The organism is Acinetobacter sp. SwsAc4 (assembly GCF_013391535.1).
Lineage (GTDB): Bacteria > Pseudomonadota > Gammaproteobacteria > Pseudomonadales > Moraxellaceae > Acinetobacter.
This window is the reverse complement of record NZ_JACAXC010000024.1, coordinates 1-26,559: the sequence shown is the minus strand read 5'-3', so window position 1 is coordinate 26,559 and position 26,559 is coordinate 1. Positions and strand designations below refer to the sequence as shown.

At 41.7% G+C, this 26,559-nt stretch carries 25 protein-coding genes and 2 pseudogenes; 4 read left to right on the top strand and 23 right to left on the bottom strand.

The features are described from left to right. Window positions 1-13: 13 nt before the first annotated feature. Window positions 14-526 (bottom strand): low molecular weight protein-tyrosine-phosphatase, encoded by a 513-nt coding sequence (locus tag HYG88_RS11440; protein ID WP_005160449.1) that lies wholly within the window; start codon window positions 524-526, stop codon window positions 14-16. Window positions 527-707: 181 nt separating this feature from the next. Between HYG88_RS11440 and HYG88_RS11435 the strand changes: the two genes are divergently transcribed. Together HYG88_RS11435 and HYG88_RS11430 are read left to right on the top strand one after the other, a co-directional pair. Continuing rightward, on the top strand, window positions 708-1,868 hold the full coding sequence (locus tag HYG88_RS11435; RefSeq protein WP_034602699.1) for an iron-containing alcohol dehydrogenase: 1,161 nt from the start codon (window positions 708-710) through the stop codon (window positions 1,866-1,868). Beyond that, on the top strand, window positions 1,865-2,305 hold the full coding sequence (locus HYG88_RS11430; protein ID WP_004682398.1) for a thioesterase family protein: 441 nt from the start codon (window positions 1,865-1,867) through the stop codon (window positions 2,303-2,305). Before HYG88_RS11435 ends, HYG88_RS11430 begins: the two co-directional genes overlap by 4 nt. Window positions 2,306-2,356: 51 nt before the next feature. Here the strand turns inward: HYG88_RS11430 and HYG88_RS11425 are convergent, their stop codons facing one another. From HYG88_RS11425 to dnaX, 19 genes are all read right to left on the bottom strand, one after another. Beyond that, entirely contained in the window at window positions 2,357-2,938 is a 582-nt protein-coding gene (locus HYG88_RS11425) for a TerD family protein (protein ID WP_005160453.1), read from the bottom strand. 58 nt (window positions 2,939-2,996) lie between these two features. After that, window positions 2,997-3,713, bottom strand: coding sequence for a TIGR00266 family protein (locus tag HYG88_RS11420; RefSeq protein ID WP_004682400.1), 717 nt, complete (start codon window positions 3,711-3,713; stop codon window positions 2,997-2,999). A gap of 12 nt (window positions 3,714-3,725) precedes the next feature. Then, complete coding sequence (locus HYG88_RS11415) at window positions 3,726-5,045, bottom strand: VWA domain-containing protein (protein ID WP_005160455.1); 1,320 nt, start codon at window positions 5,043-5,045, stop codon at window positions 3,726-3,728. An 87-nt stretch (window positions 5,046-5,132) separates the two neighbouring features. Further along, window positions 5,133-5,708, bottom strand: coding sequence for a TerD family protein (locus HYG88_RS11410; RefSeq protein ID WP_004682404.1), 576 nt, complete (start codon window positions 5,706-5,708; stop codon window positions 5,133-5,135). Window positions 5,709-5,781: 73 nt separating this feature from the next. Then, window positions 5,782-6,861, bottom strand: a complete 1,080-nt coding sequence (locus tag HYG88_RS11405) for a DUF475 domain-containing protein (protein ID WP_005160459.1) — start codon at window positions 6,859-6,861, stop codon at window positions 5,782-5,784. 58 nt (window positions 6,862-6,919) lie between these two features. Beyond that, on the bottom strand, window positions 6,920-7,498 hold the full coding sequence (locus tag HYG88_RS11400) for a TerD family protein (RefSeq protein WP_005160461.1): 579 nt from the start codon (window positions 7,496-7,498) through the stop codon (window positions 6,920-6,922). 80 nt (window positions 7,499-7,578) lie between these two features. Further along, window positions 7,579-8,790, bottom strand: coding sequence for a TerD family protein (locus HYG88_RS15390; RefSeq protein ID WP_005160462.1), 1,212 nt, complete (start codon window positions 8,788-8,790; stop codon window positions 7,579-7,581). A 25-nt stretch (window positions 8,791-8,815) separates the two neighbouring features. After that, complete coding sequence (locus tag HYG88_RS11390; RefSeq protein WP_004682410.1) at window positions 8,816-9,700, bottom strand: HpcH/HpaI aldolase/citrate lyase family protein; 885 nt, start codon at window positions 9,698-9,700, stop codon at window positions 8,816-8,818. Next, window positions 9,700-10,866: a cysteine protease StiP gene (gene stiP, locus HYG88_RS11385; RefSeq protein WP_004682411.1), complete on the bottom strand. Its 1,167-nt coding sequence runs from the start codon at window positions 10,864-10,866 to the stop codon at window positions 9,700-9,702. The genes HYG88_RS11390 and stiP overlap by 1 nt, the downstream gene beginning before the upstream one ends. Beyond that, a complete protein-coding gene (locus HYG88_RS11380; protein ID WP_004682412.1) occupies window positions 10,850-11,671 on the bottom strand; it encodes an HAD family hydrolase in 822 nt (273 codons plus the stop codon). The genes stiP and HYG88_RS11380 overlap by 17 nt, the downstream gene beginning before the upstream one ends. Next, window positions 11,664-12,803, bottom strand: coding sequence for a phosphoribosyltransferase domain-containing protein (locus HYG88_RS11375; protein WP_004682417.1), 1,140 nt, complete (start codon window positions 12,801-12,803; stop codon window positions 11,664-11,666). Before HYG88_RS11375 ends, HYG88_RS11380 begins: the two co-directional genes overlap by 8 nt. A gap of 43 nt (window positions 12,804-12,846) precedes the next feature. After that, a complete protein-coding gene (locus tag HYG88_RS11370) occupies window positions 12,847-13,908 on the bottom strand; it encodes an ATP-grasp domain-containing protein (protein ID WP_005160465.1) in 1,062 nt (353 codons plus the stop codon). Then, window positions 13,905-15,434, bottom strand: coding sequence for a helix-hairpin-helix domain-containing protein (locus HYG88_RS11365; protein WP_005160466.1), 1,530 nt, complete (start codon window positions 15,432-15,434; stop codon window positions 13,905-13,907). Before HYG88_RS11365 ends, HYG88_RS11370 begins: the two co-directional genes overlap by 4 nt. Continuing rightward, on the bottom strand, window positions 15,427-17,265 hold the full coding sequence (locus tag HYG88_RS11360) for a PP2C family serine/threonine-protein phosphatase (protein WP_005160468.1): 1,839 nt from the start codon (window positions 17,263-17,265) through the stop codon (window positions 15,427-15,429). The genes HYG88_RS11365 and HYG88_RS11360 overlap by 8 nt, the downstream gene beginning before the upstream one ends. Before the next feature lie 35 nt (window positions 17,266-17,300). Further along, a complete protein-coding gene (locus HYG88_RS11355; protein ID WP_005160469.1) occupies window positions 17,301-18,356 on the bottom strand; it encodes a TerY-C metal binding domain-containing protein in 1,056 nt (351 codons plus the stop codon). A gap of 34 nt (window positions 18,357-18,390) precedes the next feature. Further along, window positions 18,391-19,026, bottom strand: coding sequence for a VWA domain-containing protein (locus HYG88_RS11350; protein WP_004799339.1), 636 nt, complete (start codon window positions 19,024-19,026; stop codon window positions 18,391-18,393). A 29-nt stretch (window positions 19,027-19,055) separates the two neighbouring features. Then, window positions 19,056-19,697 (bottom strand): TerD family protein, encoded by a 642-nt coding sequence (locus HYG88_RS11345; protein ID WP_005160471.1) that lies wholly within the window; start codon window positions 19,695-19,697, stop codon window positions 19,056-19,058. Window positions 19,698-19,727: 30 nt separating this feature from the next. After that, window positions 19,728-20,366 (bottom strand): VWA domain-containing protein, encoded by a 639-nt coding sequence (locus tag HYG88_RS11340; RefSeq protein ID WP_005160472.1) that lies wholly within the window; start codon window positions 20,364-20,366, stop codon window positions 19,728-19,730. A gap of 188 nt (window positions 20,367-20,554) precedes the next feature. Then, window positions 20,555-22,639, bottom strand: coding sequence for a DNA polymerase III subunit gamma/tau (gene dnaX / locus HYG88_RS11335; RefSeq protein ID WP_178883127.1), 2,085 nt, complete (start codon window positions 22,637-22,639; stop codon window positions 20,555-20,557). 203 nt (window positions 22,640-22,842) lie between these two features. Between dnaX and HYG88_RS11330 the strand changes: the two genes are divergently transcribed. Next, entirely contained in the window at window positions 22,843-24,003 is a 1,161-nt protein-coding gene (locus tag HYG88_RS11330; RefSeq protein WP_005160475.1) for a cupin domain-containing protein, read from the top strand. Between the two features lie 105 nt (window positions 24,004-24,108). Here HYG88_RS11330 and HYG88_RS11325 read toward each other — a convergent pair. Both HYG88_RS11325 and HYG88_RS11320 read right to left on the bottom strand, forming a co-directional pair. Beyond that, a pseudogene (locus HYG88_RS11325) lies at window positions 24,109-24,243 on the bottom strand (IS5/IS1182 family transposase); the annotation flags it as partial. Window positions 24,244-24,332: 89 nt separating this feature from the next. Next, a pseudogene (locus HYG88_RS11320) lies at window positions 24,333-24,515 on the bottom strand (transposase); the annotation flags it as partial. 121 nt (window positions 24,516-24,636) lie between these two features. Here HYG88_RS11320 and HYG88_RS11315 point away from each other — a divergent pair. Then, window positions 24,637-25,839, top strand: coding sequence for an MFS transporter (locus tag HYG88_RS11315; RefSeq protein WP_005160478.1), 1,203 nt, complete (start codon window positions 24,637-24,639; stop codon window positions 25,837-25,839). Window positions 25,840-25,864: 25 nt separating this feature from the next. On the opposite strand, the gene HYG88_RS11310 is transcribed toward HYG88_RS11315, so the two are convergent. Further along, on the bottom strand, window positions 25,865-26,380 hold the full coding sequence (locus HYG88_RS11310; protein WP_081399880.1) for a DUF2238 domain-containing protein: 516 nt from the start codon (window positions 26,378-26,380) through the stop codon (window positions 25,865-25,867). Window positions 26,381-26,559 lie beyond the last annotated feature (179 nt).

The window sequence follows — 26,559 nt, the reverse complement described above, 5'->3', positions numbered from 1 at the left end:
AAATTAAATCCTATTACCCTACTTTCATTTGCTTTTTAAAAACGTTAACCCATGCTTGGCTGCTAGATTCACATTGATCAAGTACTCGATCAAATCCATCCGATCCACCATAGTAAGGATCAGGCACTGCCTGCTGGTTAAAATGAGGATCATGCTCACTCATCAATGCGATTTTGGCGCGAATCTGTTCCGCACCAAACTGGCGTACCGCTTTCGACATGAGGGACTGAATATCTTCAAAATTCTCATGGTCCATCGCCAGAATCAGATCAAACTCAATAAAATCCTCAAGACGAATTTGTCTGGCACGTAAGCCCGATAAATCATAGCCACGCTGTAGCGCATGTTTCTGGCTTCGCGCATCAGGTGCCTTGTTTGGGTGGTAATTGCTCGTACCCGCCGAATCGACAGATACATTTAAACCATGCGCATCACAATAATGTCTGAGAATTGCTTCCGCTGTGGGTGAACGGCATATATTTCCTAAACAGACACATAATACCTTGTACGGTATTGGGGATGGCATAATCACCTCAAAACTACACTTTTTAGAACATCTTATGGTAATTTATTTGGGCAGTGAAACCTATAGTTGCCTTATATAAAAATGTTGTATTTATTAGAATTTGTTGGCATTTTGTCTATGATTGCGACATAGGTCAGGTATGGACGATGATTTGTCAAAAGATAGAAATAAGGATGTACGTATGAACCAGTTTCAGTTCCAGACCGTTCCCAACATTATTGCAGGTTTAGGTTCAATACAGGAACTTAGAACCATCTTGTCACAACATGATTATCGAAAAGCGCTTCTGGTCACTGATGCTGGCATGATTAAGCAGCAGCTTCATTTACCCATTCTAGACATTCTGGATCAGATAGGTCTTGAGACTATCATTTATTCTGATATTCAGGCCGACCCACCTGAACATATTGTTTTAGAAGCTGTTGATTTTGCGACACAAGAGCAAATTGATGTGATCATCGGTTTTGGTGGTGGTAGTTCCATGGACGTGGCTAAAATCATTGCCTTGCTCGCACACCCTAAACAACAGCAAAAACTGAGTGAAATCTATGGTGTAAACCAAGCCACATCCCCTCGTTTGCCACTCATTCTTATTCCAACAACAGCGGGAACAGGTTCAGAAGTCACACCAATCTCAATTGTTACAACAGGTGCAACCACTAAAATGGGTGTGGTAGCACCAATTTTATATGCCGATGTGGCCATTTTAGATGCAACTTTTACACAAGGCTTACCTGCGCATATCACGGCTGCAACAGGTATTGACGCGATGGTACATGCAATTGAAGCCTATACTTCAAATGTTAAAAAAAACTTCTATGCAGATATGTTAGCCCAAAATGCACTGAAATTATTAAATCATAATTTAACTAAAGTATTGAAAAATGGGGCTGATTTAGAAGCTCGCCAAAATATGCTGGTAGGTTCAATGCTGGCAGGTCAGGCTTTTGCCAATGCACCTGTCGGTGCGGTTCATGCACTAGCCTATCCACTGGGTGGACATTTCCATCTATCACATGGACATAGCAATGCACTGGTTTTGGTTGAAGTTCTAAAATTCAATGCACCAAAAGCCAAACAATATTATGCTGAACTGATGCAATGGCTGGACCCTCGTAGTACAGGCTGTATCGATGGACTATGTGATTTATTTATTGACCACATGCAAAACCATCTGGATCAAAGTGGTCTTACCCTGGAACTCAAGGAACTGGATATTGCCGAGGCAAAATTGCCGCAATTGGCAAAGGATGCCATGCTGCAAACCCGACTGTTGCAGAACAATCCAAGAGAAATGACCGAACAAGATGCTTTACAGATTTATCAGGCGATTTATGCATGAGTAAACCCACTTTAAAAACACGCGAACAGTTTAAGTTCTTTTTACCAATTCAGACCCGATGGGCAGACAATGATATTTACGGGCATATCAACAATGTAACCTACTACAGTTACTTTGATACCGCAGCCAATTCATTACTGATCCAAAAAACGGGATTTAACATTCACAACAGTGAGATCATTGGTTTGGTGGTAGATTCAGCCTGTAGTTTCTTACAGGAACTCTCCTTTCCTGAAATGGTTGAGGTGGGTGTCGCCATTGGAAAGATTGGTAACTCCTCACTGCGTTATGAGCTGGCAATTTTTAAGCAAGATCAAACACAAGCAGCAGCTCAAGGGCATTTTGTGCATGTGTTTGTAGATCGACAAACCAGAAAAAGTAGAGCAATTCCACAATATATGCGTGAAGTGTTACACGCCTATATGCTCATGGATTAAATCAAACCCACTTTTCCAGATTATGACTCGGAAAAGTGGGCTGCTTAATTATTAAACATACGGTAACACATGCGGAACAATATCCTGGAAAGTACGACCATGCACATTTTCACCAATCGCATGCATTTTCCAGGCGCCATTATGGCGGTAAATTTTGGCAATAATCAGGCCAGTATGTGCACCTTGCGAAGACAGTTTATAACTCGCGATCACCTGATTACTGTTTTGATCAACCAGACGGCAGAACGCATTTTCAACTTTTTCAAAAGTCTGTCCACGGAAGCTACTGACAGTAAAGGCCAATGACTTGACATGGCTTGGCACTTGATTCAAATTCACACGAATCAGTTCATCATCACCATCGCCTGCACCAGTCAGGTTATCACCTGAGTGTACGATACTGCCATCCTTACTGCGTAACTGCCCAAAATAAACCACATCTACAACCTGTTTATTTTCATCAAACAGAATGACGGACGCATCTAAATCAATATCTCCACTGCCACCACCAAAGCCAAATAAACCCTTGCTTTTGGCAACATCCCAGCCTACACCCAGAAAAATTTGTTGTAAGCTGCTTCCATCCGCTTTTTCAAGATTAATTTTCTGACCTTTTTCCAGATTAATCGCCATTGTTTTCTCCTCTTTGTGAAATAAACGTTTTCAATGATTTATCATTCATTATAAAAAATTACTGACCTGAACGTGATGGGCCTAGCTTGCTTTGTAACCATGCCAGAAAGTTCTGACGATTACGTGAACAGATAATGACTTTTCCCTTACCTGAAAAACGTAACACCATTCCCTCGCCACTCATGACGCTATTCATCAGGTTTCCCAACAGACCACTACTTTGTGAGGTTGAAACAGATAAGTTATAATTTAAGCGTGAGTCCCAACACACCACATGTCCATTATCAATCACAACCTCTTTATTTGGTTCCACTTCCAGTTCAAACAATGTACCGCAACCCGCAACCACCACCTGCCCGTGTCCGCTGGTTTCCATGACAAGAAATCCACCCGTGTTTCCGAAAAAGGCGCCGCCAATACTGCTGTTTAAACGTGCCTTGATTTCCACGGAATCATGTGCTGCGACAAATGCCCCATCACTTAAAATGTACTGGGTTGCACCTACATCTAAAATCTGCATATCTCCATCCAGTGCAGCAGAAAGTAAACAATCCCCATCACCACGTACAGCTTCGATATGTTGTTGAAATAAAGATTCTTCATTGGCAAAACGGCGCAACAATGACTGCATTAAGCCACCTTGTAAACGTCCTTTCAGCTCTAAAGGAGCTTCCATCATGACCATCGCATTACTTTCACAGTAAATTTTATCGCCACGGCGCATAGATACATGTAAAAATGGTTCAGGTGAACCAACCAGACTAAATTGTGCCATTTCTCTATTCCTTCAGTTCTGAACAATATTTTTTTGCTGAGCTACTTTGAGCCAATCGGGAAATTCTTCCAATAACAATTCATATAAACGCTCGTCAGAAACACTTTCAATTCGATCCAGACTAAAGAAATTGCAGTTGTCCACAATACGTCCAGACATTTCATCCAGTTTTTCCAAAGCTCCGTAGTCACGCCCATCCACTCCCACAAACTGCCAAAATATAGGCAATTCTGCGGCTTTGGTCAGTACTTTTTGCATTTGTCTGCGATTTCCCACGCCACCATCAGAAATAAATAATACATAAGTCGGAGTTTTATCCTTAAATCTTTGATAATAGTCAATGACGGCCTCAATGGCAGGAATTTCCTCATTATAACGGGCACCGACCTGCCAGTTTTTCCAGCCACGCTGGGTGGTGTTGATAAAGTCATTAACATTATTTAGGGTGACATCATCCAGTTGTGTGGTTTTTTGTGCAAATGCCCAACATTCAAAACTGCCATCATCATCAAAATGAATTGCCAGTGGCATTAAACGATTCACCACTTTTTGTACATCACCACGGCGATATTGTCCATCCATCGAACCTGATGCATCGAGTACCAACGCCACTCGTGCTGTCACACCCAATAAATTTTTCTTTTCTAATTGAACCAAGGATTTTTTGGTCAGGTCAACAATTGAGGCATTACCTGTTTTTTCGGCTTTTTCCAGCGAAAGTTTTTTCTTTAAATCAAGTCTTGATGCTACAGGTGTCACATTTAGGGAAGCTTGTGTTTGTGATATTGGCGCTGGAGCTGATTCCTCTGCAACTTCACCACCAAAATGTTGAATCAATGCCGCCAAACCTGCATTGAATCCTTGCCCAATGGCAGCCAAACGCCAAATATTATCTTTACGATAAATTTCAACCAACATCGTGGCTCGTTCCTGAGCAAAGAGCTGCCCCTCTAATTTCAATTCAGCAATCGGCTGTAATTGTAAATTTAAAATTTGAATCGTGGCATGTTGCAACTGTGACATCACTGCCTGACCATCAATCGCAGCAGTTAAAACGAGATATTGGATTGTGTTTGGTAACTGATCAAGATTGACCAAGAAACGACTCTGTTGTGGCTGATTATCGAGTAACTGAACGGCTTGGCATGGTGTTTTAGGCTGATTATAAAACGTCATATAACGTTCATCACTTAATTTATATTGTGCATCCAGTCCAAAGCTCGCCAAGTCGAGGGTAAAATTGGCTTGATATTGAATCTGGATATAAAAAGCGTTTTGCCCCTGTAAAACATCATTTAATTTTATTTTTTGTCCACGAATTAAATTCAACATTTCTTTTAATAGCCTATTTTATCATTATTTCTTCAAGTGAAGAAAAATAGTGCCTAAACACTATTTTTCCCAAGCTTGTTTGCTTACTTAAACCGCTACACCATAAGAGGCTGCCAAAGGCCCTAAACCGCCTGCAAAGCCTTGACCAATAGCACGGAATTTCCATTCGCTGCCATTTTTATACAGCTCACCAAAGATCATTGCCGTTTCTGTGCTGCTGTCTTCCGATAAGTCATAACGTGCAATTTCGCTACCGCCTGCGTCATTGATCACACGGATATAAGCATTACCAACCTGACCAAAGTTTTGGTTGCGTGTCTGACCATCATAAATCGTCACTGCAAAAATCACTTTGCTCACATCAGCAGGAACTTTGCTTAAATCAACGCTTAAAGTTTCATCATCGCCAGCACCTTCACCTGTGCGGTTGTCACCATTGTGTTTGACTGAACCATCAGATGAAGTCAAATTATTGAAGAAAATAAAGTCATTGTCTGCACGTACTTTACCGTTTTCTCCAACAAGGAATGCAATCGCATCAAGGTCAAAAGCCTGACCATCTGTCACACGAGGGTTCCAGCCTAAACCGACTGTTGTTTTAGTGATTCCCGGCGCTTCTTTGGTCAAGCTAACATTGCCACCTTTGGTTAAGCTAATTGCCATGAGTTATTCTCCTTATCTCATTGCTAAATTATATTTTATGGATATAACAGTTTTGTTATATCCCTGGATTTTATCAAGATTGTGATTGTCGTTTTTCATAGGCGATTGATGAGAAAATCGCCCATATAATGAACGCCACCCCAATCAGGCCTGTTACCACTTCTGGCACATGCCCACCTGTACCTGTGTATAGCATAATTGCTGCCAGCATTCCAATTGCATACATTGCACCATGCTCCAGATAAATAAATGCTTCCAATGTGCCTTTTTCCACCAGATAAATGGTCATGGAACGTACAAACATTGCACCAATCGCAAGACCAAGCATAATCACAACAACATCAGTTGTAATTGCAAAAGCACCAATCACACCATCAAAACTGAATGATGCATCCAGCACTTCCAGATAAAGGAAACCCCCAATACCTGCTTTCACAATTGTGCTTGATGCACCTTTGGTAACGCTTTCTGAAGCTTCGCTTTCTTCATCTTCTGACTGGCTGCTTTCAAGTAAATGACCCAGTGCCTGAACACCCACATAAACCACAATACCCCAGATGCCTGCAATCGCCACCACCAATTTCGTCTCTGGCGCAACAAAACCCACCATAATGAGAAGGGCGATCATTGCAACGAAAACTGACATGGCAGGAACATTCGCTAAATTTGCTAAACGTGATTCCAGCCAATGAAACCAATGCGTGTCCTTACCATCATCAAACAGGAAGTTAAGGAAAACCAAAAGTAGGAACATGCCCCCAAAGGCAGCAATTTCCGCGTGATGTGCCAATAACTTTTCAGAATACTGAACTGGATCGTTGAGTGCCATCCTGACAACTTCAACCATTCCCATATCTGCAGTTACAGCTACAATGACAATTGGGAAAATCAGGCGCATACCAAAAACGGCAATTAGAATCCCGACAGTTAAAAAGATTTTTTTCCAGAATTCGTCCCAGTGACGCAATATTGATGCGTTGACCACGGCATTATCAAAAGATAGCGACACTTCCATCACCGCCAGAATTGCAGTGATCAGCAATACACGAAGCATTGCCTGCACGCCTGCCTCTGGTCCATGACTGAAGCCCCACCATGCAGATAATGCCAGACAGATCACGGTAAAAATAATTGAGAAACGAAAATGTTTCATTGTTACCCTTTCAAAAAAATCTCAAAACATACATCTTGTCTGTTTTGAGAGATCGGTTTTAGCCAACTTGAATACCATATTGTTGACACATTGCAGCAAGTCCGCCCGCATAGCCCTGACCGACTGCTCTAAATTTCCATTCGCCATTATGACGATAGACCTCACCAAATACCATGGCGGTTTCGGTTGAATAATCCTCTGCTAAATCAAAACGCACAATTTCTATACCTGAATCCTGATTGACGACACGGATAAAAGCGTTGGCAATTTGTCCAAAATTCTGTCCACGACTTTGGGCATCATGAATGGTGACCGTAACGGCAACCTTTTCAATTTCAGGTGAAACCTTAGATAAATCCACCACTAAAGACTCATCATCACCATCGCCCTGACCTGAACGGTTGTCACCCGTATGCTCAACCGAGCCATCCTGTGATTTTAACTGGTTGTAGAAAATAAAATCATGGTCGCCACGCACCTTGCCTGAGGCGGTTAATAAAAACGCACTGGCATCCAAGTCAAAAGATGCGCCATCAGTTGCACGTTCGTCCCACCCCAAACCAATTAAAATACGAACTAAAGTTGGATCTGTTTTACTTAGGGAAAGATTTCCCCCTTTATTTAAGCTAATTGCCATGTTTGGATGACTCCTTTTTGTTAGATTGACATTAGTGTTTCAACTCAAAGTAAATATTAATTATTCAAGTTAAACAAAAATTATTTGAAAAATGGCTCACCATCGACCTTAACACTAAGTTGATGATCTTTCCATATTAAACGTGGTGTGCTTTCACTAAAACGGCTTGAGGTCATACCAGAATATTGTAACGTCACACCAGTTTCATCAATGATTGCAAGACCAATCACATAGGTGTAAATAAATCGACTTTTAGCGGCTGGTGAAACGGATGGATTGAAGATACATTCCACCACTTGTTCCCCATATTGCATCTTCATTCTAGGTTGTAATGAGGCAATAGAAACCACACCATTTGAGATTGCAGAATATACTGAAAATACCAATCCCACTTTACGCCCTATTTTCTTGGCAATATCAATATTAACTTCAACTCGCTCAGTAGCAGGCTGATTTATCGTTGCCGATGTGACATCGCCCAAATGTCGAATATATGGAAAATGATCTAATGATCCTTGCTGATGCGGTGCAAAAATATATTGCATTTCTTTTTCACCATAAATCAGTAAACCAACCCTTAAATCCAAGTCGTCATTATTGTCACAGTCATCACCATTATCCACCCATGTGGCTTCAACCGTTAATAATTGTGCTTCTTTTTTCGTTAAATCAATACGATGTGTCTGCCCAGCCTTGTCCAAACTAATTTTGGATAAATTTAACGGCTTAGGTTGAATAGGTGCAATCTCTATATTTGGAATAGGTTGCTCATCACTAATTTCTATACCAAAATATTCAGACAATGGTTTTAGTCCACCATTAAAGCCTTGATTGACAAAGCGGAATTTCCATTGATCCTTATAACGATATACTTCTGCCAAAATGAGGGCTTTTTCAGTCTTTTCAGCACTATTGACTATAGCCGTAGCACTTAACTGTCCATTTTGCCATAACTCAACCTCAATATTCTGAATCGCATTGATTGCACTCTGTCCATCAATGGTGGCACACAAAGCGATCTTATTCCGTTCCAGATCCAGCAATTGGGTATTTAAATTGAATTGCGCCAAATAAGGCGTTTTACCATTTGCCTCAATTAACTCAACACTACGGTTTAGAGTGTGTTTCTGTCCATAAAAAATCATGTCCGCATCACCACGAACTTTGTTTTGGGCATTGAGTAAATATGCACTTACATCTAAATCAATATGTGCAGGTAATGCAGTTTTGATTTTAATCTGACACTGAGGTTGTGCCAGTACCAAATTTGCACCCGCAGTCAATTGTTGCATTATTCATTATCCTCTTTTTTTAGTGTTATTGCTTCATGCCAAATATTTGTGATCGCTCTAATATACGTTCTGCCCAACGGCGATGTGTGGCAGGTTCCAACATACTTCCATGACAGGCGAATACAGCCTGACCAGAATCTCTTAAAATATCCTGAGCTTGTTTCAATTCAATATCATTGACTTGATAGGCCTGATGCACAATCGCAATCTGTGCAGGGTGAATAATGGTTTTTCCAGATAAACCATGTTGTAAATCCAGATATAACTCGTCCTGCAATAACTTCACCTGAGTAAAATGCTCACAGACAGGCGCACTCAGTGCAAAGCCATAAGGTAAAAACTGCCCCGCCAGATTTGCAATTAATGCCCCAATAGGCGTTTGATACAGGGTCAAATCACTTGGACGGCGCACAGCCAGACAGTTGAGTAAATCATTGCCGCCTATTCGCAGCACCAGAACCTGACGAAAGTCCTGTTGCAATGCCTGACGTAATTCACGCATAGCGCCCATATCAAAGGCTTCTGCATCTTCAAGTGTTGGCATCACCTGAATAAAGTCAGGTAATATCTGCTGCCATTGTCGTAATTGATTTAAGCAGAATTTAGGCAGCACCATGCCATCAACCGCAATCAGTTCCTGCCACTGCGCCAACTCTTCCGCCATTGCAATATGGCGAGGGCGTATGAAGATTTTAGGATGTTGTGCTTGACGTGGTTGATCCTGAACCTGTTGCAACAAATGCTTTAAATTGACTTTTGCCGCTTCCAGCTCATGCTCGGAAACTGCATCTTCCAGACAGATGACCAGAGAACGTAACTCAGGGTACTTTTCCCCATTCACCACTTGCCATAAATCAGGTCTGGTCGCTGGCATATAGAGTGTTGCACCTAAAGATAATGCCGATAACATCAACCTGCTCCCAATTTCTGAATGAGGGTAATTGCGCGATAAGGTGCGATCTGGTCACCCACTATCTGGACTGGTGTCTGGGTTATTTCGGTTAAATGACGTAACAATGCCGTGTCGGCATCATTCGCATCCCTGAGCAGAACCAGATCAGGCACACGCCTTAAAATTGCCCGTGTTGCTTCGGCAATGCTTGGCTTGATCCGATTGATATTGGTAATTTGATAATGTTCTGCTAATTGTTTAACCACAGCCTGACTTCGCTGTCTTTGTAATTGCTGTTGAGCGCTTGTCCAAACGGCATTTTTTTCTGACGGAAGTTCTCGGCGTATCTGATTGATTTGTTTAATAAATGACTGTGACATATCAAAAGCTTTTAAATGATTATATTCAACACAGCCATGCCACTGACCGAGATTGCTTTCCTCAATCTCGTTGAATTGCAAAGGCTCATTTTCGCAAATACTACGAGAAATTAATCCTGAAATGGTTGAGCCTAAAACACCTGATGGAATCAACCAATCCTCACCACTGGCTGCCAACCAAGCACAACCACCAATATCTGACAACACTACCAAGGGCAAAGGTCGATCAGCAAAACGGGGGTCATTGGCTAGACTCCGTTGCAATTCCTTTTGAATCGCGCCTTTACCAGTCCAGCCATCTACAAACACTAAAGATTGATGGCCATGTTTGGCAATAATTGTTTCCAGAGCAGCAAAATCAATACCACGATCCCTGATAATGCTGATGCCATAATGTACACAATCATGCCCCAAATCTTGCAATGCATGATAAAGCAACACCCCTAATGGCACACCAGCACGTACAAAACTGACCAATACAATCGGTTCAGCAAACTCTGTTGAGAGTGTTTGTGCCAGTTGTTGCACCTCTTTTGCCAAACGTTGCTGCCCGTGCTGCATTGCTTGTTCAAATAGCTGCAAATGACGCTCCGTGGGTGCCTGCTCCTGACTGATCATTTGTGAATAATGTTTTTCACCTGATTGAATGAGGCGTTCCTTTTCCAATGTGTCTGTTGGTTGAATCTGGATGCGATTTAACAGGAACGTCACTTGCCCAGCTTGATAACTTCCACTAAATCCCTGTGTTAAAATAAGTTCTGATGCTTTTTCTCTACTAATTTTTTGTTTACTGGTAATCGCCATAATATCCTTCTTGTTTGTACTGCTGCGTCAGATTGTGTTTTACCCAACGATTCAACTGGCTATGGTTTGGCATTCCCCACCAGTGACATAAATTCAAAAACTCAACATCCGACAAACTGTCGCCATAGCCTAAAATTGGGCGTTGTTGTGCGCTAAGTTGCTGCAAAAGAAATCTGGCCGCATTGGCCTTACTCACAGGCTGTGGAATCAGTGCCAGATTATTACCATTTAAATGGAAGTAAAAACCTGACAATAAATTCACATCAAGACTATTGAGCAACTGGGGCAAAAAATTCGGCGCATAAGGATTGTCATTTTCTGTATTTTGCTTTGCCACAACATACAAACCCAATCCCTGTTCTTCAACCACCCATGTCCGAATTGAACCAAAATGTCTGGAATGCTGCTGCACAGCTTCAATCAGGGCTTCCTGACGTGTCTGATAGGGTTGTAATGCCTGTTGCATCTGTCCATGCCATTCAGCATTGACACTAAGGTCCGCATTCAGCACCGTTCCACCATGAGAACAGACCGCCCCATACTGAAAGGGTAAATGAACTCGGGATAAAGCCTCGGCACAGCGTGCAGTCACTGGAATCACATGGGTACTATGCAATAACCACTGTACAAAATGCTGTTGTATCGGGTTCATATAGGCCAGAGCTTGTCCCTGCTTATCAGTGGTGACCATTTTAAAGTCAGCTTCAGGTGTAATGCGGCGATGGGTCTGGAACAACGTGTCATCCAGATCCACCAACATTAAGGGTGTACGAATTTCACTGGAGTCAAATAAAAAATCAGTCATTTACAACACACAAGTTAAAATTTTGATGAGGATAGTCCACAGCACTGATCACTTCAGCATTTGGCAACGCTTCAAGCAGGCTTTTCGCGACTGAATGTGTTGCGGTTTCGACAGTAATCAAGACTCGGTCATAATCCTGTGGATTGATGTTGTAGACAAAATTTTGAATACCTAGCCCATAGTTATCCGCAAATGCCAAGGCAGACTGAATGGCATGTCCAACAGCAATCGGTGAACGGGTAATTGCACTGAACCTCACATCTGCGCCTTGCTGCTGCAAATACTCTGCCAACAGGAAAGAAGACCAGACATACTCGCCACTGCCCAACACCAGAATACGTTCATCAGGTTGTACCGCCAACCGAATATGCGCACCACTGTCCTGAATGGGTAAACGCCCCCAGGTCGGCTGTGCTAAAGTATCAAACGCGCCAAAGGCGACTGTATCCACCTTTGGCATATTGATCTGGATTGGATTCTCAGCATCACGCCATTGCCATTTGCCTGTCATTAATGCTACAGACTGACAGTTTAGATCGGCAATATGAATGCCTGATGACCAATCTGCCAGCGTGGCAGTCACCACATGAGAAATTCGATTCAGCCCTGCCTGTTGTAAAGCATGGATTAAATTGACAAAGGTCTTGCCAGTTGATGCTTCATCGTCTACCAGTACAATGCTTTTGCTGTTTAGAATCTGTTGTTGAAGCTCTGCATCGGGTGAACCATATAACAATTGATCCTGTGCATGGCTATGTTCTTCTAAAAAACGTGCCAGTAATGGCGCACCATGTACTGGATGGCGTGTTGTTGTCACATAAATCGCTTCAGGATAACGTTGCTGCAACACCTGATGAACGCCTGCGCCCAGCCCAACCGCCGTTTCCGCCATGCCAATAACCAACACAGGTTCAGGTAAATCATCAGGAACCAGCTCAGCCAAATCAGTAAAGGCATGGCGCATAATGTGGGGACTGACGGGAATATGCCGCCCTAATACTTTCGATACAAATAAAAATGCACGCTTTGGATTAATGCGTTCGGCAAAACCCAATAAATCCTGCCATTTCCAGTGGCTATTGTCATTGGGTTGTAAGCTTAATACTCCCCTCTGTAATTCAATCTCAATCATATATATCTTAAATCTAACTTAAAAATTATATTTATACCGTTTTTTATACCACACAAACACTTTGGCTAATATGTCGAACCATAACAGTATTTTCAATTTTTTCAGGCTGATAATCCAATCCGAATGTTTCTGCAATAGCAGCGTGGACCAGATTGACACCACTATAAAATGTGTGCCCTATTCCACCCGAAGGGCGAGGATTAACTTCCAAAATAAATAATTGTCCATGATCATTATAACGGGCCTGCATATTCACCAAACCATCACAACCAAACAATTCAGCAACCTGTCTGGCCAGTTCAATGGCCTCACCTTCGAGTTTCAGTTGCTGGTAACCACCGCGCTGTTTACAACGGACAACCGCACATCGGACTTGCCCATGCACACAAAACATATCCACTGAACATTCCTGACCCGATAAAAATGGCATCACCAAATAGGCAGGCGGATTCGGCGATTGTCGATAACTTTCAATAAATGTTTGTGGATGTGCCCTAAAATTCTGACTATTGGCAAACATATCAAATGATGTCGCCTTTGTATCCAGATGCCAAAAACCTGATGCAAATACACCTGTCACGGGCTTTACACAGACTTCACCTTTCTTCGACCAGCTTTCATAGGCGGCTTGCAACTCTTCAGCATGATATACAGTGGTGGCAGGGACAACCGCAATCTGATGGTCTAAACAGGTTCGGGTAAATACTGATTTATCATGTAATTGGGCAATCTGCTCCATGTGATCGCAGCCAGCCATAATCCGAATGCCCAAAGCCTCAAAACGGTGTTTCTGTTCCAGATAAATTCGTCCAAAACGCCCTGCAATAATTAGCTTTACCTTTAGGCGCTGTGCCTGTTGTAGCACCCATTCCACTCGCTCAGCTAAAGCAGGTTCCTGTAACGCAATATCTGCAACAGACGTGATTTCAGGCCGCCAATCGGGATGGGAGGCCACCACATGAATAGGCAGATTAAAAGGTGTATGTTTTGCTGCCAAAATTAAATCTCGCTGACAGGAATGGGCCTGGGTAAACCAGATTCCAATAGAGTTTTCAACGATATTCATTTCTGTATTTGTTCCCATCACTTGTAAAGTTGCATTCATTCACATTCCACCATTTGTACAACCACTAAGCGTCCGCCATCTTGGCGTGACAATAAAATCTGCTTGCCATCGGTCAATTCAATTTTTCCACCTATCGGAATTACCTCTTTGCTTGCCACGTCCATCAGTTCAGGTAAATTTTCATTAACCAGCCACCATTGCTGTTGATGGAAAATAAAATAACCCACCCTTTTGGTTTGTTCTGCACTTAAACGTTCATTTGGCGCAATTAAGTTATTGGCATGCCATTGATAAATTGATTGCCCTGTCCAGACCATCAAACGATGATTATCAGGCCTAAAGTTACCCTCTCTGCGTGCCGAATATAGGTTTAATACAGGCAATTTGCCGTGAAATGCCGTGCCACAAAATGGGCATACAGGTTTGGTGCTGTTGTCAAATACATACCATTTTTGACCACAATCTGAATTTAGGCACGGCTGCATTAAATCAACCGTTTTCACCAACGCCGTTTCCCAGTCATTGGCAGATGGACGCTGCTGCGGTTGATGTAAACCTGTAACAAAACTCTGTAGAAAGAGTTCCTTTAAATACGGCCCTGTCACCGTAAATGGAATTTTTTCGGGATCTGCCCACGGTAATGCACTCGGACGAACCTGCGCCACTTTAACCCGATTACCTGCATCCGTTGGGTGTTCAATAAATAATGCTTTTTCACCCATTGCCAGATTTTCATCTTTTTGTGGGTCATTGAGATCATGTACTTTACCACCACGTAATGGATGGCGATAGAGCAAATACATATAAATCAGCACAGCCAAAGCATGACGATCCGTCATGATATTGGGCAAATGCCGTTGGGGATCATCTTTTTTAAGATGGTTGGTCATCACCACTTCAGGCGCAATAAAATCTGGTGTTCCCACCACATCAGGCGGATATTTGCCTGGCACAACCAAACCATCAACATCAATAACGCAAGCACGCCCCATGACAGGGTCAATCAAAATATTTTTATAGGACAAATCGGAGTGGGCCAAACCAGCCGCATGCATACGGCGCACTGCACGCGCAATTAAAATACAAATCTTGAGATAGTTTAGCCATGTGCCTTTTTCACGTTCATCCAGAAAACGGTTCTGGTTATTGGCACTGGCAAACCATTTTCCCTCTTTTTCTTTCCCTTTAATCCCCAAAAAATCATTATTTTTAGAACCAAACTCAAAGAAAAATGGTTTTTGATAGGTAGGTGCTGTAATCCCAAGCAAACCATTGTATTCCACCAAGCCATCAGGCCAGCAAAACACATTTTTCCAGTAATCACCACCCGCACCGTTAAAAATACCTTGCCATTTATTGCCCACAATTTCTTTTAACCGATCTTTCTGCTGTTCCAGTTCAGCCTGAGACTGATAAAAATGGTTTTTTTCCTTGCTAAAAAAACATATAACGTAAGATTTATCAGGCGAAAAATAGACATCTTTCATCGCACCCGAACCAATCACTTCATCTACAAAAGCGATTGGACGGCCATCGAGCGTTTGACATTGAATGACTTTACTCATCTACCACCCCTACTGAGTCATCTGGTACAGTCATATTACTTATTTGATCATCTTGTAGCATTTGCCATAAAATCGCCAATGTTCGATCATCATGATGTCCTGCACTAAAGAATTTTGACCATTCCAGTAAAGCCTGTTCAGGTTTTTCCTGTTGTAAGTGTGGTTCAATTTCTTGCCAAAGTGCCTGCCATTTTTGTTGATTTTCCAGCCCTGCATCCGTTTCAAAACGCGGATCAGAAATCCCATCAGTCATGAGAATTACTGCCTGAGCGTCATCAAAATAGCCAATATGGACTCGCTGTTTAAAATCTCGCAGCAAACAACCATAATCTAAAAAGCGGGTTTGTCCTGCAAATTCCCCCCCATCAGGTTTACCCATTAACCGCACGCGGTCCTTACCATAAACTGCAATCGCTCCATCACCGACCCAAAAACTACTTATAAAGGTTTTATTGTCTTGTTGCCGTACCACTGCAAACAATAATGTTGTAGCAAACAATTTAGAGGCAACGCCTTGTCGAGTGGCTTCATGTTCAATTTGGTCAATGGCTTGTGTTGCGGCTGAATAAAACGCATCACTAAATTGATTGCCTAACTGATGCGCTGCATTTTTGGTTTCAGGATCATCATTGGCTCCGATTTGCCACTGTGCCAGCAATCGGTCAGATTCACCTGATTGTTTTTGCATGAAAGCTTTTAAATACTCACCAACAGTATTCACCGCAACCCTCGACCCCTCACGGGAAAATTCGGCACTTCCTGCACCATCTGCCACAACCAATACCGACCAATTACTATCCGCGACCTGAGCAACAAAAAAATCATCATCACGGAATGTTCCTGCATGTTCATGTGAACGTCCTCGCTGACTACACGCAGCAATATTAAAATCTGCCGCCTTAATCAATTGACAACGATTATTTGCTTTCCAATACATCGCATTTGGATCAGGCTCATTCACCTGCCATAAACTACGCGGGTCAGCCGTGACAATAAACGTGACTTCCCCTGACAACCATCCTGCCTGCTCATTTGCCGTTTTATATTGAAAAATGAGTTTAAATTCACCTGCCTGTGTGGGTATGCCTGAAAGTTGCTGTGTCACTGCATCAAAACAAATACCCAGATTTTCAGGAATCCTGACACTTTCATGATGAATCTGCACATCCTGTTTCACGGGATATTGCATTTGAATGCTGGCTTGATAGTCCTGTCCCACTCTAGCGTTGGGAATCTGAAAGTGAGGCATCTTTTTCACCGTTTTTACCCCAGTTTGCAGGGGTGTTGAGGTATTGTCTGGAATAGGGCTGGATTGTTTTTCAATGATTGGAGTCGTTACAACCAACGGTAAATGTGTAGGCACAACCGAATTAGAGTCAGACAAATCTGTGATTTCGGATAATATGGATTGATTGTCATTATTTGGTGGTGTCAAAGGTTGTTTCTGTTCTGATTCAAGGTGCACAGATTCTGCTTGAACGGTCTCAGGCTGTGGATAAAAGCCCAGATATTCTACAGCATTTTTTGACACCCCATGCTTTTCACATAGGCTATTTTGCACAGGAGCATAAATCGCCAAGCGCCCCTGTTGCAATATCTGTTGTAACAAACATCCCTGAAAGTCTGGCAATTGTTCCAGTTGGAACCCCAGCACATCATAAAGCTGTTCTGCCAAATCATGGTAGGCATTATAAAGACGCTTATTTTGCACACATTTCTGCCACCACTCCTGATCTTGCATCTGAGTCGATGGCTGGGTTGTATTGCTTAAAAGTTGTGCCAATGTATCAGCAAAAGCCTGTTGTAATTCTGGTGTTAATGGCTGAAGCATAAACAAAATTTCCTTTTACCTTTAAGACAGATGTCTTAGCCTCGACCACGCTGCACATCAAACCCATCCGAACCGCCATAGCCAAAACTCACCTGACGGCGGCACCACGGACAACTAACTTCTTCACTAAAACCGTCATAACACATTAATTGACCACAGCCACACATGGCAAATGCCGTTTCTGCCAAACAATGTGGGCACTCAGGCGTGCCTTCAAGCAAAGTGGTATTGATTTGCTGTTGGTGTTGGCTTTGATCTGACCAGGTAAAATAATCCTCATCAATTTTGCAGCACTCTTTCAGTTGGTAGTGATACAAATTGAGGTTAATATCTAAGTCTTTAGGGGCCTGATACTGAATTTCACGTTCAAATTTCATCAAATAAGGGCGATTTAACTTTCCACAACGCCCAACAAAAGTTGCACACTGCTCATCCAGCAAAGTTCGTGGCTGAACATCTTTAATCAGCCGCATATAGCGTTCATCCAAAGGCGGTAGATGTTGCTGCTGTTCACCATCCCCCACACTTTTACTTTGTGCAACGACTGAGGCACTGATCCATTGGAAAAACCTTTGGAAATCCTTTTCATTCAACTCATCAAAGGCTATGCAGTGTTCTGTCAGTTGCTTTAGGGTGTGATAATCGACATTTTTCCCCATTCCCAGTGCAATCAGTGTACAACGGCGAGCATACTTTTTTTGCCAGCGATAAATGGCATCCTTGCATTCATCGGTTGGTCGCCCATCTGTAAATAAATATACGACTGGCTTCCAGTCACCTTTGGTTTCCGTTGTCGTCTTGATCAAATGACGATCAAACTCATTCATTAAATGTTCCAATGCCTTACCTAAATGTGTACCACCACCTAAAGGTAATTTCACTGGATAATAAGCAAACACTTCCACCAAAGGCACAAGGGTTCGGACAATTCCTGCAAAGGCAATCACTGATACATATACCGTTTCCAGCGCATAAGGGTCTTTGCGTAATTGCTGCATGATAAGCTGGATACCCTGCTGCATCTGCTCAATATTTTTCCCCACCATGGATTCAGAACAATCCAACACAAAAAAAACAGGTAAACGTCGCATCTAGCTGAATATCCTTAATAATTTATACCGTTATTTATAAAACCAGTTGCACTTCAGGCGGTGGTGGTGGCAATGAAATCGAGCTTGAAATGCCTGCACTGCTGCTGCCTGCCACCACACTTGCCGATACCCATTTAAAGAATCCTGAAAATGATGCAGCATCCATGGTATCCAATACCACAACTTTATCTGTCAGTTGCAATAAATGTTCAGTTTTGGCTTTGGGCCCTGCCGCACAGGCAACAATACTGGCAAAGTTTAATTGCTGAATCACAGAAACTGCTTGCTGATATGCATACACATCTGAGGGTGAGCCATCTGTCATGACAAATAATAAAGGTCTCCAGTCCCCTTTAATTTCATCGCTACTTTTTTGAATTTGATGGCTCACTTGTTCTGCCAACAACTCCAGAGCAGCGCCCATAAAGGTTGCCCCTGCACTTGGCACATCAATATTGTTCAATTGAACCTGATCGAGTGGGGTCAGTGGCAAATAGACCTTTGCCTCTAAATCAAAGGTAATGATACTTAAATGCACACTTTCCAGTGCATAAGGGTCTTGCCGTAATGCACTAAGCATCGACTGCAATCCAACATTCACGGAATGAATTGGCTCTCCTCGCATTGACCCCGAAGTATCCAATAAAATATAAACAGGCAAACGGCGCATTGTGTAAAAACCCTTATACAAATCATCAATTAAGCGTATTGTTTCAACCATTCCACAAATGAATCAGAACTTGATGGCTGCCCGACTGCATTAAACTTCCAGCCTGTAGGCTCCCGAACCAGCTCGGCAAAGAGCAACGAACGTTGCTGGTCATATTGTCCCATACCTGATAAATCGAAACGCACCATCTCTTTGCCTGTGGTATCCACCGCCCGAATAAAAGCATTTTTAACCTGACCAAAATGTTGCTGATTGCTGGCCCCATTATAGATTTGCACCACAAACACCACTTTATGGTATTGCTGCCCAAGATCATTCAGTTTAACCACAATCTGCTCATCATCCCCATCACCTGCACCAGTGCGGTTGTCACCTGTCAACCAGATATGTCCTGATGAATGACGCTGATTATTAAAAAAAACTACATCCCCATTCTGCAAAGTCACATTGCCTTGAGTATCACGCCCTAAATTATTGACCTTGCCATTTTGCCCCACTAAAAAAGCAACAACATCAAGATCATAATCGGCATTTTTTCCGCCAAACAAGCCTCCCAGAAAACCTTTTTTCTGCTCCTGAATATCCCACCCCAAGCCAATGGTCACCTGTGACAGATTATTTTCCGTTTTCTTTAGACTAATGCCCTGACCTTTTCCTAAACTTACAGCCATTTTGATCTCCTTTTGATTTTAATATTTGTTTTATAATACGATATTGACTTCGGGTGGTGGCGGTGGCAAATCACCCAAGCCTTTCACTTCTTTTTGGGCTGCATCTACTTTCTGACTACCTGTGGAAATACTTGCAGACACCCATTTGAAGAATGCCTTGATTGTGTTGGAATCTGCGGTTGCCAACTCAACAACCACTTCCGTGATTTGTTTTAAAATGGATGTATCTGCCCCATGCCCTGCGGCACATGCCACAATCACGCCTGTTTTGACTTGTTGTAAACGTTGTAAACCTTTACGCCAGTCATCAGTGGGTACGCCATCAGTCATTATAAAAATAAGCGGCTTCCAATCCCCTTTAATTTCAGCCGTTGTTTTCACCACCTCCTGTTCAATCTTCTCAGCCAACAAGGCTAAGGCCTCGCCTAAAGCAGTAGTTCCTGTTACCTGCAAATCAGGTACTTGAAATGCAGCCAATTCAGTTAAAGGAACCAGTTGTTTAGCGTGGCTATCAAAAGCGATTAAAGAAAGATAAGCTGTTTCCAGCGCATAGGGATCTTGACGCAAGGTTGAAAGTAAAATTTGCATCCCATTCTTGACCGCTTCAATCGGCTCTCCATGCATCGAACCTGAGGTGTCCAATAAAATATAAACAGGCAAACGGCGCATTATTATTTTTCCTTATTTTCAGTATATTATTCGCTTTCTTTTTTTAACATAATTTTTTTGGTTCTACTATGCACCAGCCCTTAATTACTTAAAATAAATAGACAATTCTGTATGTTTAATAAGTATTTGCAACAAGCAGTTAGATAGAAACCACAAGCCAAATATTAAATTTAGGGGGGACTCAAGCATCAGGACTTGAGTTGAATATTCTGTAACTCACCATCAAAGGTTTCAATTAAACTTTTAATGGCAGGTTCCTGCTGTAATAACTCAACAGCCCGATGAAACGCCTTTTCCTTACGCATGACCTGCATGGTAAAAGGTGTTATCGAATCAATATCTTGATATTGCACATTAAACTGCGTATTCGGCCACTGTGACTTAAGTGCATCTTCCAACGCCTGCCTTAATTGTGACAACATGCCCTCGTATTTCTGCGGAATATGAAACACAGATGAGCCATTAATATGCCCCTGCATGATGCCATGCTGTGCCAACTCCTGGACGGCTGGCGAAAGTTCACTATTTCTAAACCAGTATTCCCATTTATCCAGATTCCACTCACCCTCCAAAACCTGTTCACGAAGTTTAAGAATATCTTGAGGCATGAGATTAGCTTGGTCTGCCAAATGCATCGTTTCAACCTGTTGAACTACATCAACCACAGGCATGGCAAATTGGTTGTCAATTTGCTGTTCCGTAGCAATAAATGTTTCTTCAAACAATTCAGGTTCAGCCTTAACGTTTGGCTCAGGTGCTTGATTGATGATTTGTGTAACTTCAGTTTGTTCCTCTACGGGAAAAATCAATACCTCATCTGATTCTTTGAATTCACTGGAATGAGCATTTTGCTGATGGATAGCTGAATGATCCAACCCAATCAGTTGCCCATCCGCTGCATCAAAAACCATAACATTTTCATTCTGAATGATGCGTTCAGGTTCAGGTTCAGGTTCAGGTTCAGGTTCAGGTTCAGGTTCAGGTTCAGGTTCAGGTTCAGGTTCAGGTTCAGGTTCAGGTTCAGGTTCAGGTTCAGGTTCAGGTTCAGGTTCAGGTTCAGGTTCAACGCTAACCGCTTCTTGCTGAACTGCAAACTGATTTTCTGTACTTGAATCCTGTACAGGCTGATGCGCTTCAGGCGCTGTAATTTGCGTAACAGGTGTTGCAGTTACAGTAACTTCATTCAAAGTCAAAGGCCTAAACGCTAGTAAACGCAACACCGTCATTTCAAAGCCTTGCTCTTGCGTCACCGCAAGTTGCAACTCAGCTCGACCTTTACAGGCAATTTGATAATACAACTGCAAATCTTGGGCAGAAATGAGTTTCGACAATTGTAGAATCTTCTGGTTAATTTCTTCACTATATTTCAGTGCAAGATCAGGTAAATATTGCAACAATGCCAATTCATGCAAGGTAGAAACCAATTGGTCTAAAACCAAGGACACATCTAAAGCTTGCTGTCTAAATTGTAGAAGTAGCTGACTTACCCGTGCTTGCTGATTTTGATGAATTGCCAAAATCAAATCATAAATAATGGTTCGGTCAATCAAACCGAGCATATCTTTAACATCTTGATGATGGACTGCACCTTGACCATAAGCAATTGCTTGGTCTGTTAAAGACAAAGCATCACGTAATGAACCTTGTGCAGATTCTGCAATTTGCCAAATCGCATCTTGATCGGCTTCGATATGCTCTTTATTTAAAATTGCTGTCAAATGTTCCGTAATTTCATCAACAGCCAAAGGACGTAACGTAAATTGCAAACAGCGCGAGATGACGGTGATCGGCAATTTCTGTGGATCTGTCGTTGCAAAGAGGAACTTCACATGCTCTGGTGGTTCTTCCAGAGTTTTGAGCAAGGCATTAAATGAATGCGTTGAAAGCATATGCACTTCATCGATCAGATAGACCTTGAAGCGACCCTGCGTCGGCGCATAAGGCACATTGTCGAGTAACTCGCGGGTATCTTCAACCTTGGTCCGTGATGCCGCATCGATCTCAATTAAATCAATAAAACGACCTTCATTTACGGCCTTACAGGTTGCACAGACTTCACATGGGGTTGAGGTCACACCTGTCTCGCAGTTCAAACATTTGGCTAAAATACGGGCAATTGTGGTTTTACCGACACCGCGCGTTCCTGTAAACAAATAAGCATGATGCAAACGCCCACGTTCTAATGCGCTGGTTAAAGCACGAGAAACATGGTTTTGCCCAACTAACTCATTGAAATTACGAGGACGGTATTTTCTTGCCAGTACTTGATACATGTATGCTCCTTTCTGCATCTTAAGCATACTGTTTTTTTGAAAGGCTGTGAACGAGTCCACTTCTAATTGATCAAGATTAAATACTTTCTGAAGCTTTTAAACCGAATTTCTTATAGATTTACTTACAATCATCACAAGACTTGCACCGATATTCAACTCAATAGAGAATACACCATAATTTTTAAGTTGCTGGTCTCTTTGACATGTCTGAATCCTTAGCGGTACTCGGCGGTATTACCGCAGAACAATTCTTGAATGAATATTGGCAAAAAAAACCATTGTTAGTTCGCAATGCAATGCCTGAAATTATGGGTTTATTAGAACCCGAAGATGTCAAGGAACTAGCGCTAGAAGAAGATGTCAGTGCTCGCTTGATTCGTCAAAAAAATAAAAATCCAAATGAATGGCATGTAAAATCATCACCACTCACTAAAGGCGATTTCCAAAAGTTACCGAATCTTTGGACTATACTAGTTCAAGCAGTGGACCATTATTCTTTTGATATTGCTGAGCTCTGGAAAAAATTTCCATTTATTCCTCAATGGCGCCGCGATGACATCATGGTCTCTTATGCACCTAAAGGTGGCTCTGTTGGTAAGCACTTCGATTTCTATGATGTATTCCTTGTACAAGGGCATGGTCATCGCCGTTGGCAACTCGGTCAAATGTGTGATGAATCAACAGAGTTTGTTGCAGATCAACCATTAAAACTCCTTTCTCAAATGAGTGTAAATTTTGATGAGGTACTTGCACCTGGCGATCTATTATATGTACCGCCTGGTCTTGCTCATTATGGCGTTGCCGAGGATGATTGTTTAACTTTCTCATTTGGCTTCCGTATGCCAAATTTAGCTGAAATGACAGATCGACTCAGTGAACAATTCGCAAAAAACTCAGTCTTAACAAATCCTCTCGTGGATATTACTCGCATAAAAACAAATGCTATTGGAGAGATAAATAATTCCGAATTTTCTTATCTCAAGACTCAATTACTTGATTATCTCACTCAAGCACCAGAATTTGATGCTGCGATCATGGCATACATGAGTGAGTCTAAATATCCCAATAGCATTCCTGAGCCAGATGAAATTGTGGTAGATGATTTACTTGAAGTTATTAATAGCGGCTATCAACTTATTCTAGAACCTGCATCAAGATTGCTCTATAGACAACAAGATCAATTATTAGACTTTTGGGCAAATGGGGAAAATATCTGTATTTCTCAATCTTTCCAAGCACAACTGAAACAAATTGCAGATGGTGCAAGCTTAACATTTGATGAAGAATTTAATCATACAGATATTTTAGAAGATATCGTCTTGTTACTGAATCAAGCAGTTATTATGTTGCTACCACCTCATTAAGCCTGATACATCCTCTAATTAAAGTAGAAGTAGTTGCGACTATTTCTACTTTTATGATTTGACATAAATAATTAAAACTTTTTTATAATAGACTTCTTTCATAAATCATTTTTTACTCAGCTCCAAGTTATAGATTCCAGCAATTAAATTGAATCTCAAACCGAGTCTTTTGCCTCTATTTCGATAACATTCGGCAAGGATCTTGAAGGTTTTCAGGCTGCCAAATACATGCTCAATACCCATTCTTCTTTTATTGATTTACTGATTATAAGTTGTCATTAAAAAGTAAACATGTATTCTTTTCCGAATTGGTTTTATACTTTCTGCATTCATTGCTCTATTTTATCAGCTGTCATGACTTGAAAATCTCGCCAATCATATTTCATTTGCTTCCATACCATCTCGATTCGATTTAACTCAGGCCTATAAGCTGGAATAAAATACAGATTCGTCGAAAAATTAGTTTTAAGTAGTTCTCTGTAATCAGCCATCTTTTTACTTCTATGAATTGCCAAGGTATAGCCAAAAGGCTCTACGAAATCTGATAAATATGCACAATCAATACGATAAGCTTAAGATCTAAAGTATCTTGATGGTTATAATTTAGATCTCTCTATGTTCTGATTAAAACAGTTGTTAAATTTATCTCCTCAACCTAATTTCTCTCTTTTTCTAGTGATTTTCTCCTTGGCAGTTGGTAGTTTCTGTATTGGAACGACTGAATTTGTTGCTATGGGGTTGATTCAAGAAATCGCTACTGATTTAAATGTCAGTGTTCCACATGCAGGCTATTTCATTAGCGCCTATGCGCTTGGTGTTATGGTTGGCGCACCGATTATTGCAATTTTAGGAGCTAAAGTACCGCGTAAAACGCTATTACTCAGCTTGATGTTATTTTATGGTTTAGCCAATGCCGCCACTGCCTTCGCAACAACATCTGAAGCTATGCTGATATCGCGTTTTATTGCAGGCTTTCCTCATGGTGCTTATTTGGGTGTAGCCGCATTAGTTGCAGCCGAATTGGCAGGAAAACAACGTAGAGCAACTGCGATTGCACAAGTCATGATGGGACTCACCCTTGCAAATGTGATTGGGGTTCCTATTGCAACTTGGCTTGGTCAGCAATTTGGTTGGAAATCTGGTTTTGAGTTTTCTGCCGTGATTGCCTTTATTACTTTAATCGGTGTCAGCCTTTTCGTTCCCAATATTCCACTACAAAAGTCAGCCAGTATTAGAGCGGAATTGGCAGGTCTAAAAAACATCAATATGTGGCTAACGCTTGCAGTGGGTGCAGTTGGTTTTGGCGGCATGTTCTCTATTTATAGTTATGTATCTCCAATTTTAACTGAATATACACACGCCGATATTCGTATCGTCCCGATTGCGCTAGCCATTTGGGGTGTTGGTATGGTGATTGGAGGTCTCGTTTCAGGCTGGCTAGCAGATAAAAGCCTATTTAGAACGATGATTGGAATTTTGGTGAGTTCTGCACTCGCCTTTGTACTTGCAAGTTTTATGATGTCTAATCTCTATACTGCGATTACAGCCTTATTTCTGATTGGTTTCACTGTGATTGGATTAGGTGGCGCATTACAAACACATTTAATGGACATCGCAGGCGATGCACAAACATTAGCGGCATCATTAAATCATTCCGCATTTAATTTAGCCAATGCCTTAGGCGCATTTCTTGGAGGATGGGTACTTAGCCATAATATGGGTTGGTTAGCACCGATCTGGGTGGGTTTTGTTTTAAGCCTGGGTGGTTTGGCAATTCTGCTCATTGCACTGGCGTATGCAAAATACTCACAGAAAAATGAATCTGTCGTTTCTTAATGACAGATTCATGCATTGATTAAGATCAATTCATCAGCTTTGCAATTTGTCGGTCATGCCATTTGGACAGCAATAGCAAGGCAGTTATTACTCCAATTAAGGCAAAAAACATATCAGATTGAGTGTCCCATTCATATCCTTGTGTACCAAGAAACTCTTGCGCACCTTGTCCAAGCGCTAATGCAGCTGCCCATTCAATCAATTCATAAGTCGCACTAATGGCCAGTACAATACAGATCACAATAAAACTAAGCATTTTCCCTTTGGCTAAAATCTGATGTCGAATCAAAATTTCCCGTGCAGCAATGGCAGGCACAAAACCTTGCATAAAATGTCCAATCTTGTCATAAGGATTTCGATCTAAACTGAACCATTGAGCGATCTCAAAACCTAAAGGTACACGTGCATAGGTATATGCCCCACCGACGATTAATACCATTGCATGCAAAAAAATTAGGCTATACAAGAGATTAGTGAGTGGAAATGTTTTATAGGTGTAAATCAATAATGGAACAATAATTAAGACAGGCAAAACCTCCATCACCCATGTACCACGGTCAAATGGATGAATACCTGAAATGATTAAAATCAACCTCTGTACACGACAAATTTCATAGAGCCCTTGTCCTATCAGGCTTTTTCTTTCTTAAAATTGCGAGCACTTTCTTAAATTCTTCTTTTTTTCCAAAACCAATCAAACGTAGAATAGCCATCTGAACA

Bases quoted from the DNA above. Each gene is read 5' to 3' on its own strand.
- HYG88_RS11380 (WP_004682412.1), bottom strand. From the start codon at position 11,671: ATGACTGATTTTTTATTTGACTCCAGTGAAATTCGTACACCCTTAATG.
- HYG88_RS11425 (WP_005160453.1), bottom strand. From the start codon at position 2,938: ATGGCGATTAATCTGGAAAAAGGTCAGAAAATTAATCTTGAAAAAGCG.
- HYG88_RS11370 (WP_005160465.1), bottom strand. From the start codon at position 13,908: ATGAATGCAACTTTACAAGTGATGGGAACAAATACAGAAATGAATATC.
- stiP (WP_004682411.1), bottom strand. From the start codon at position 10,866: ATGGCGATTACCAGTAAACAAAAAATTAGTAGAGAAAAAGCATCAGAA.
- HYG88_RS11420 (WP_004682400.1), bottom strand. From the start codon at position 3,713: ATGGCACAATTTAGTCTGGTTGGTTCACCTGAACCATTTTTACATGTA.
- HYG88_RS11440 (WP_005160449.1), bottom strand. From the start codon at position 526: ATGCCATCCCCAATACCGTACAAGGTATTATGTGTCTGTTTAGGAAAT.
- HYG88_RS15390 (WP_005160462.1), bottom strand. From the start codon at position 8,790: ATGCAACAATTGACTGCGGGTGCAAATTTGGTACTGGCACAACCTCAG.
- HYG88_RS11390 (WP_004682410.1), bottom strand. From the start codon at position 9,700: ATGTTATCGGCATTATCTTTAGGTGCAACACTCTATATGCCAGCGACC.
- HYG88_RS11330 (WP_005160475.1), top strand. From the start codon at position 22,843: ATGTCTGAATCCTTAGCGGTACTCGGCGGTATTACCGCAGAACAATTC.
- HYG88_RS11435 (WP_034602699.1), top strand. From the start codon at position 708: ATGAACCAGTTTCAGTTCCAGACCGTTCCCAACATTATTGCAGGTTTA.
- HYG88_RS11375 (WP_004682417.1), bottom strand. From the start codon at position 12,803: ATGATTGAGATTGAATTACAGAGGGGAGTATTAAGCTTACAACCCAAT.
- HYG88_RS11355 (WP_005160469.1), bottom strand. From the start codon at position 18,356: ATGCGACGTTTACCTGTTTTTTTTGTGTTGGATTGTTCTGAATCCATG.
- HYG88_RS11405 (WP_005160459.1), bottom strand. From the start codon at position 6,861: ATGAAACATTTTCGTTTCTCAATTATTTTTACCGTGATCTGTCTGGCA.
- HYG88_RS11350 (WP_004799339.1), bottom strand. From the start codon at position 19,026: ATGCGCCGTTTGCCTGTTTATATTTTATTGGATACTTCGGGGTCAATG.
- HYG88_RS11365 (WP_005160466.1), bottom strand. From the start codon at position 15,434: ATGAGTAAAGTCATTCAATGTCAAACGCTCGATGGCCGTCCAATCGCT.
- HYG88_RS11360 (WP_005160468.1), bottom strand. From the start codon at position 17,265: ATGCTTCAGCCATTAACACCAGAATTACAACAGGCTTTTGCTGATACA.
- HYG88_RS11415 (WP_005160455.1), bottom strand. From the start codon at position 5,045: ATGTTGAATTTAATTCGTGGACAAAAAATAAAATTAAATGATGTTTTA.
- HYG88_RS11410 (WP_004682404.1), bottom strand. From the start codon at position 5,708: ATGGCAATTAGCTTAACCAAAGGTGGCAATGTTAGCTTGACCAAAGAA.
- HYG88_RS11340 (WP_005160472.1), bottom strand. From the start codon at position 20,366: ATGCGCCGTTTGCCTGTTTATATTTTATTGGACACCTCAGGTTCGATG.
- HYG88_RS11430 (WP_004682398.1), top strand. From the start codon at position 1,865: ATGAGTAAACCCACTTTAAAAACACGCGAACAGTTTAAGTTCTTTTTA.
- HYG88_RS11310 (WP_081399880.1), bottom strand. From the start codon at position 26,380: ATGGAGGTTTTGCCTGTCTTAATTATTGTTCCATTATTGATTTACACC.
- HYG88_RS11400 (WP_005160461.1), bottom strand. From the start codon at position 7,498: ATGGCAATTAGCTTAAATAAAGGGGGAAATCTTTCCCTAAGTAAAACA.
- dnaX (WP_178883127.1), bottom strand. From the start codon at position 22,639: ATGTATCAAGTACTGGCAAGAAAATACCGTCCTCGTAATTTCAATGAG.
- HYG88_RS11345 (WP_005160471.1), bottom strand. From the start codon at position 19,697: ATGGCTGTAAGTTTAGGAAAAGGTCAGGGCATTAGTCTAAAGAAAACG.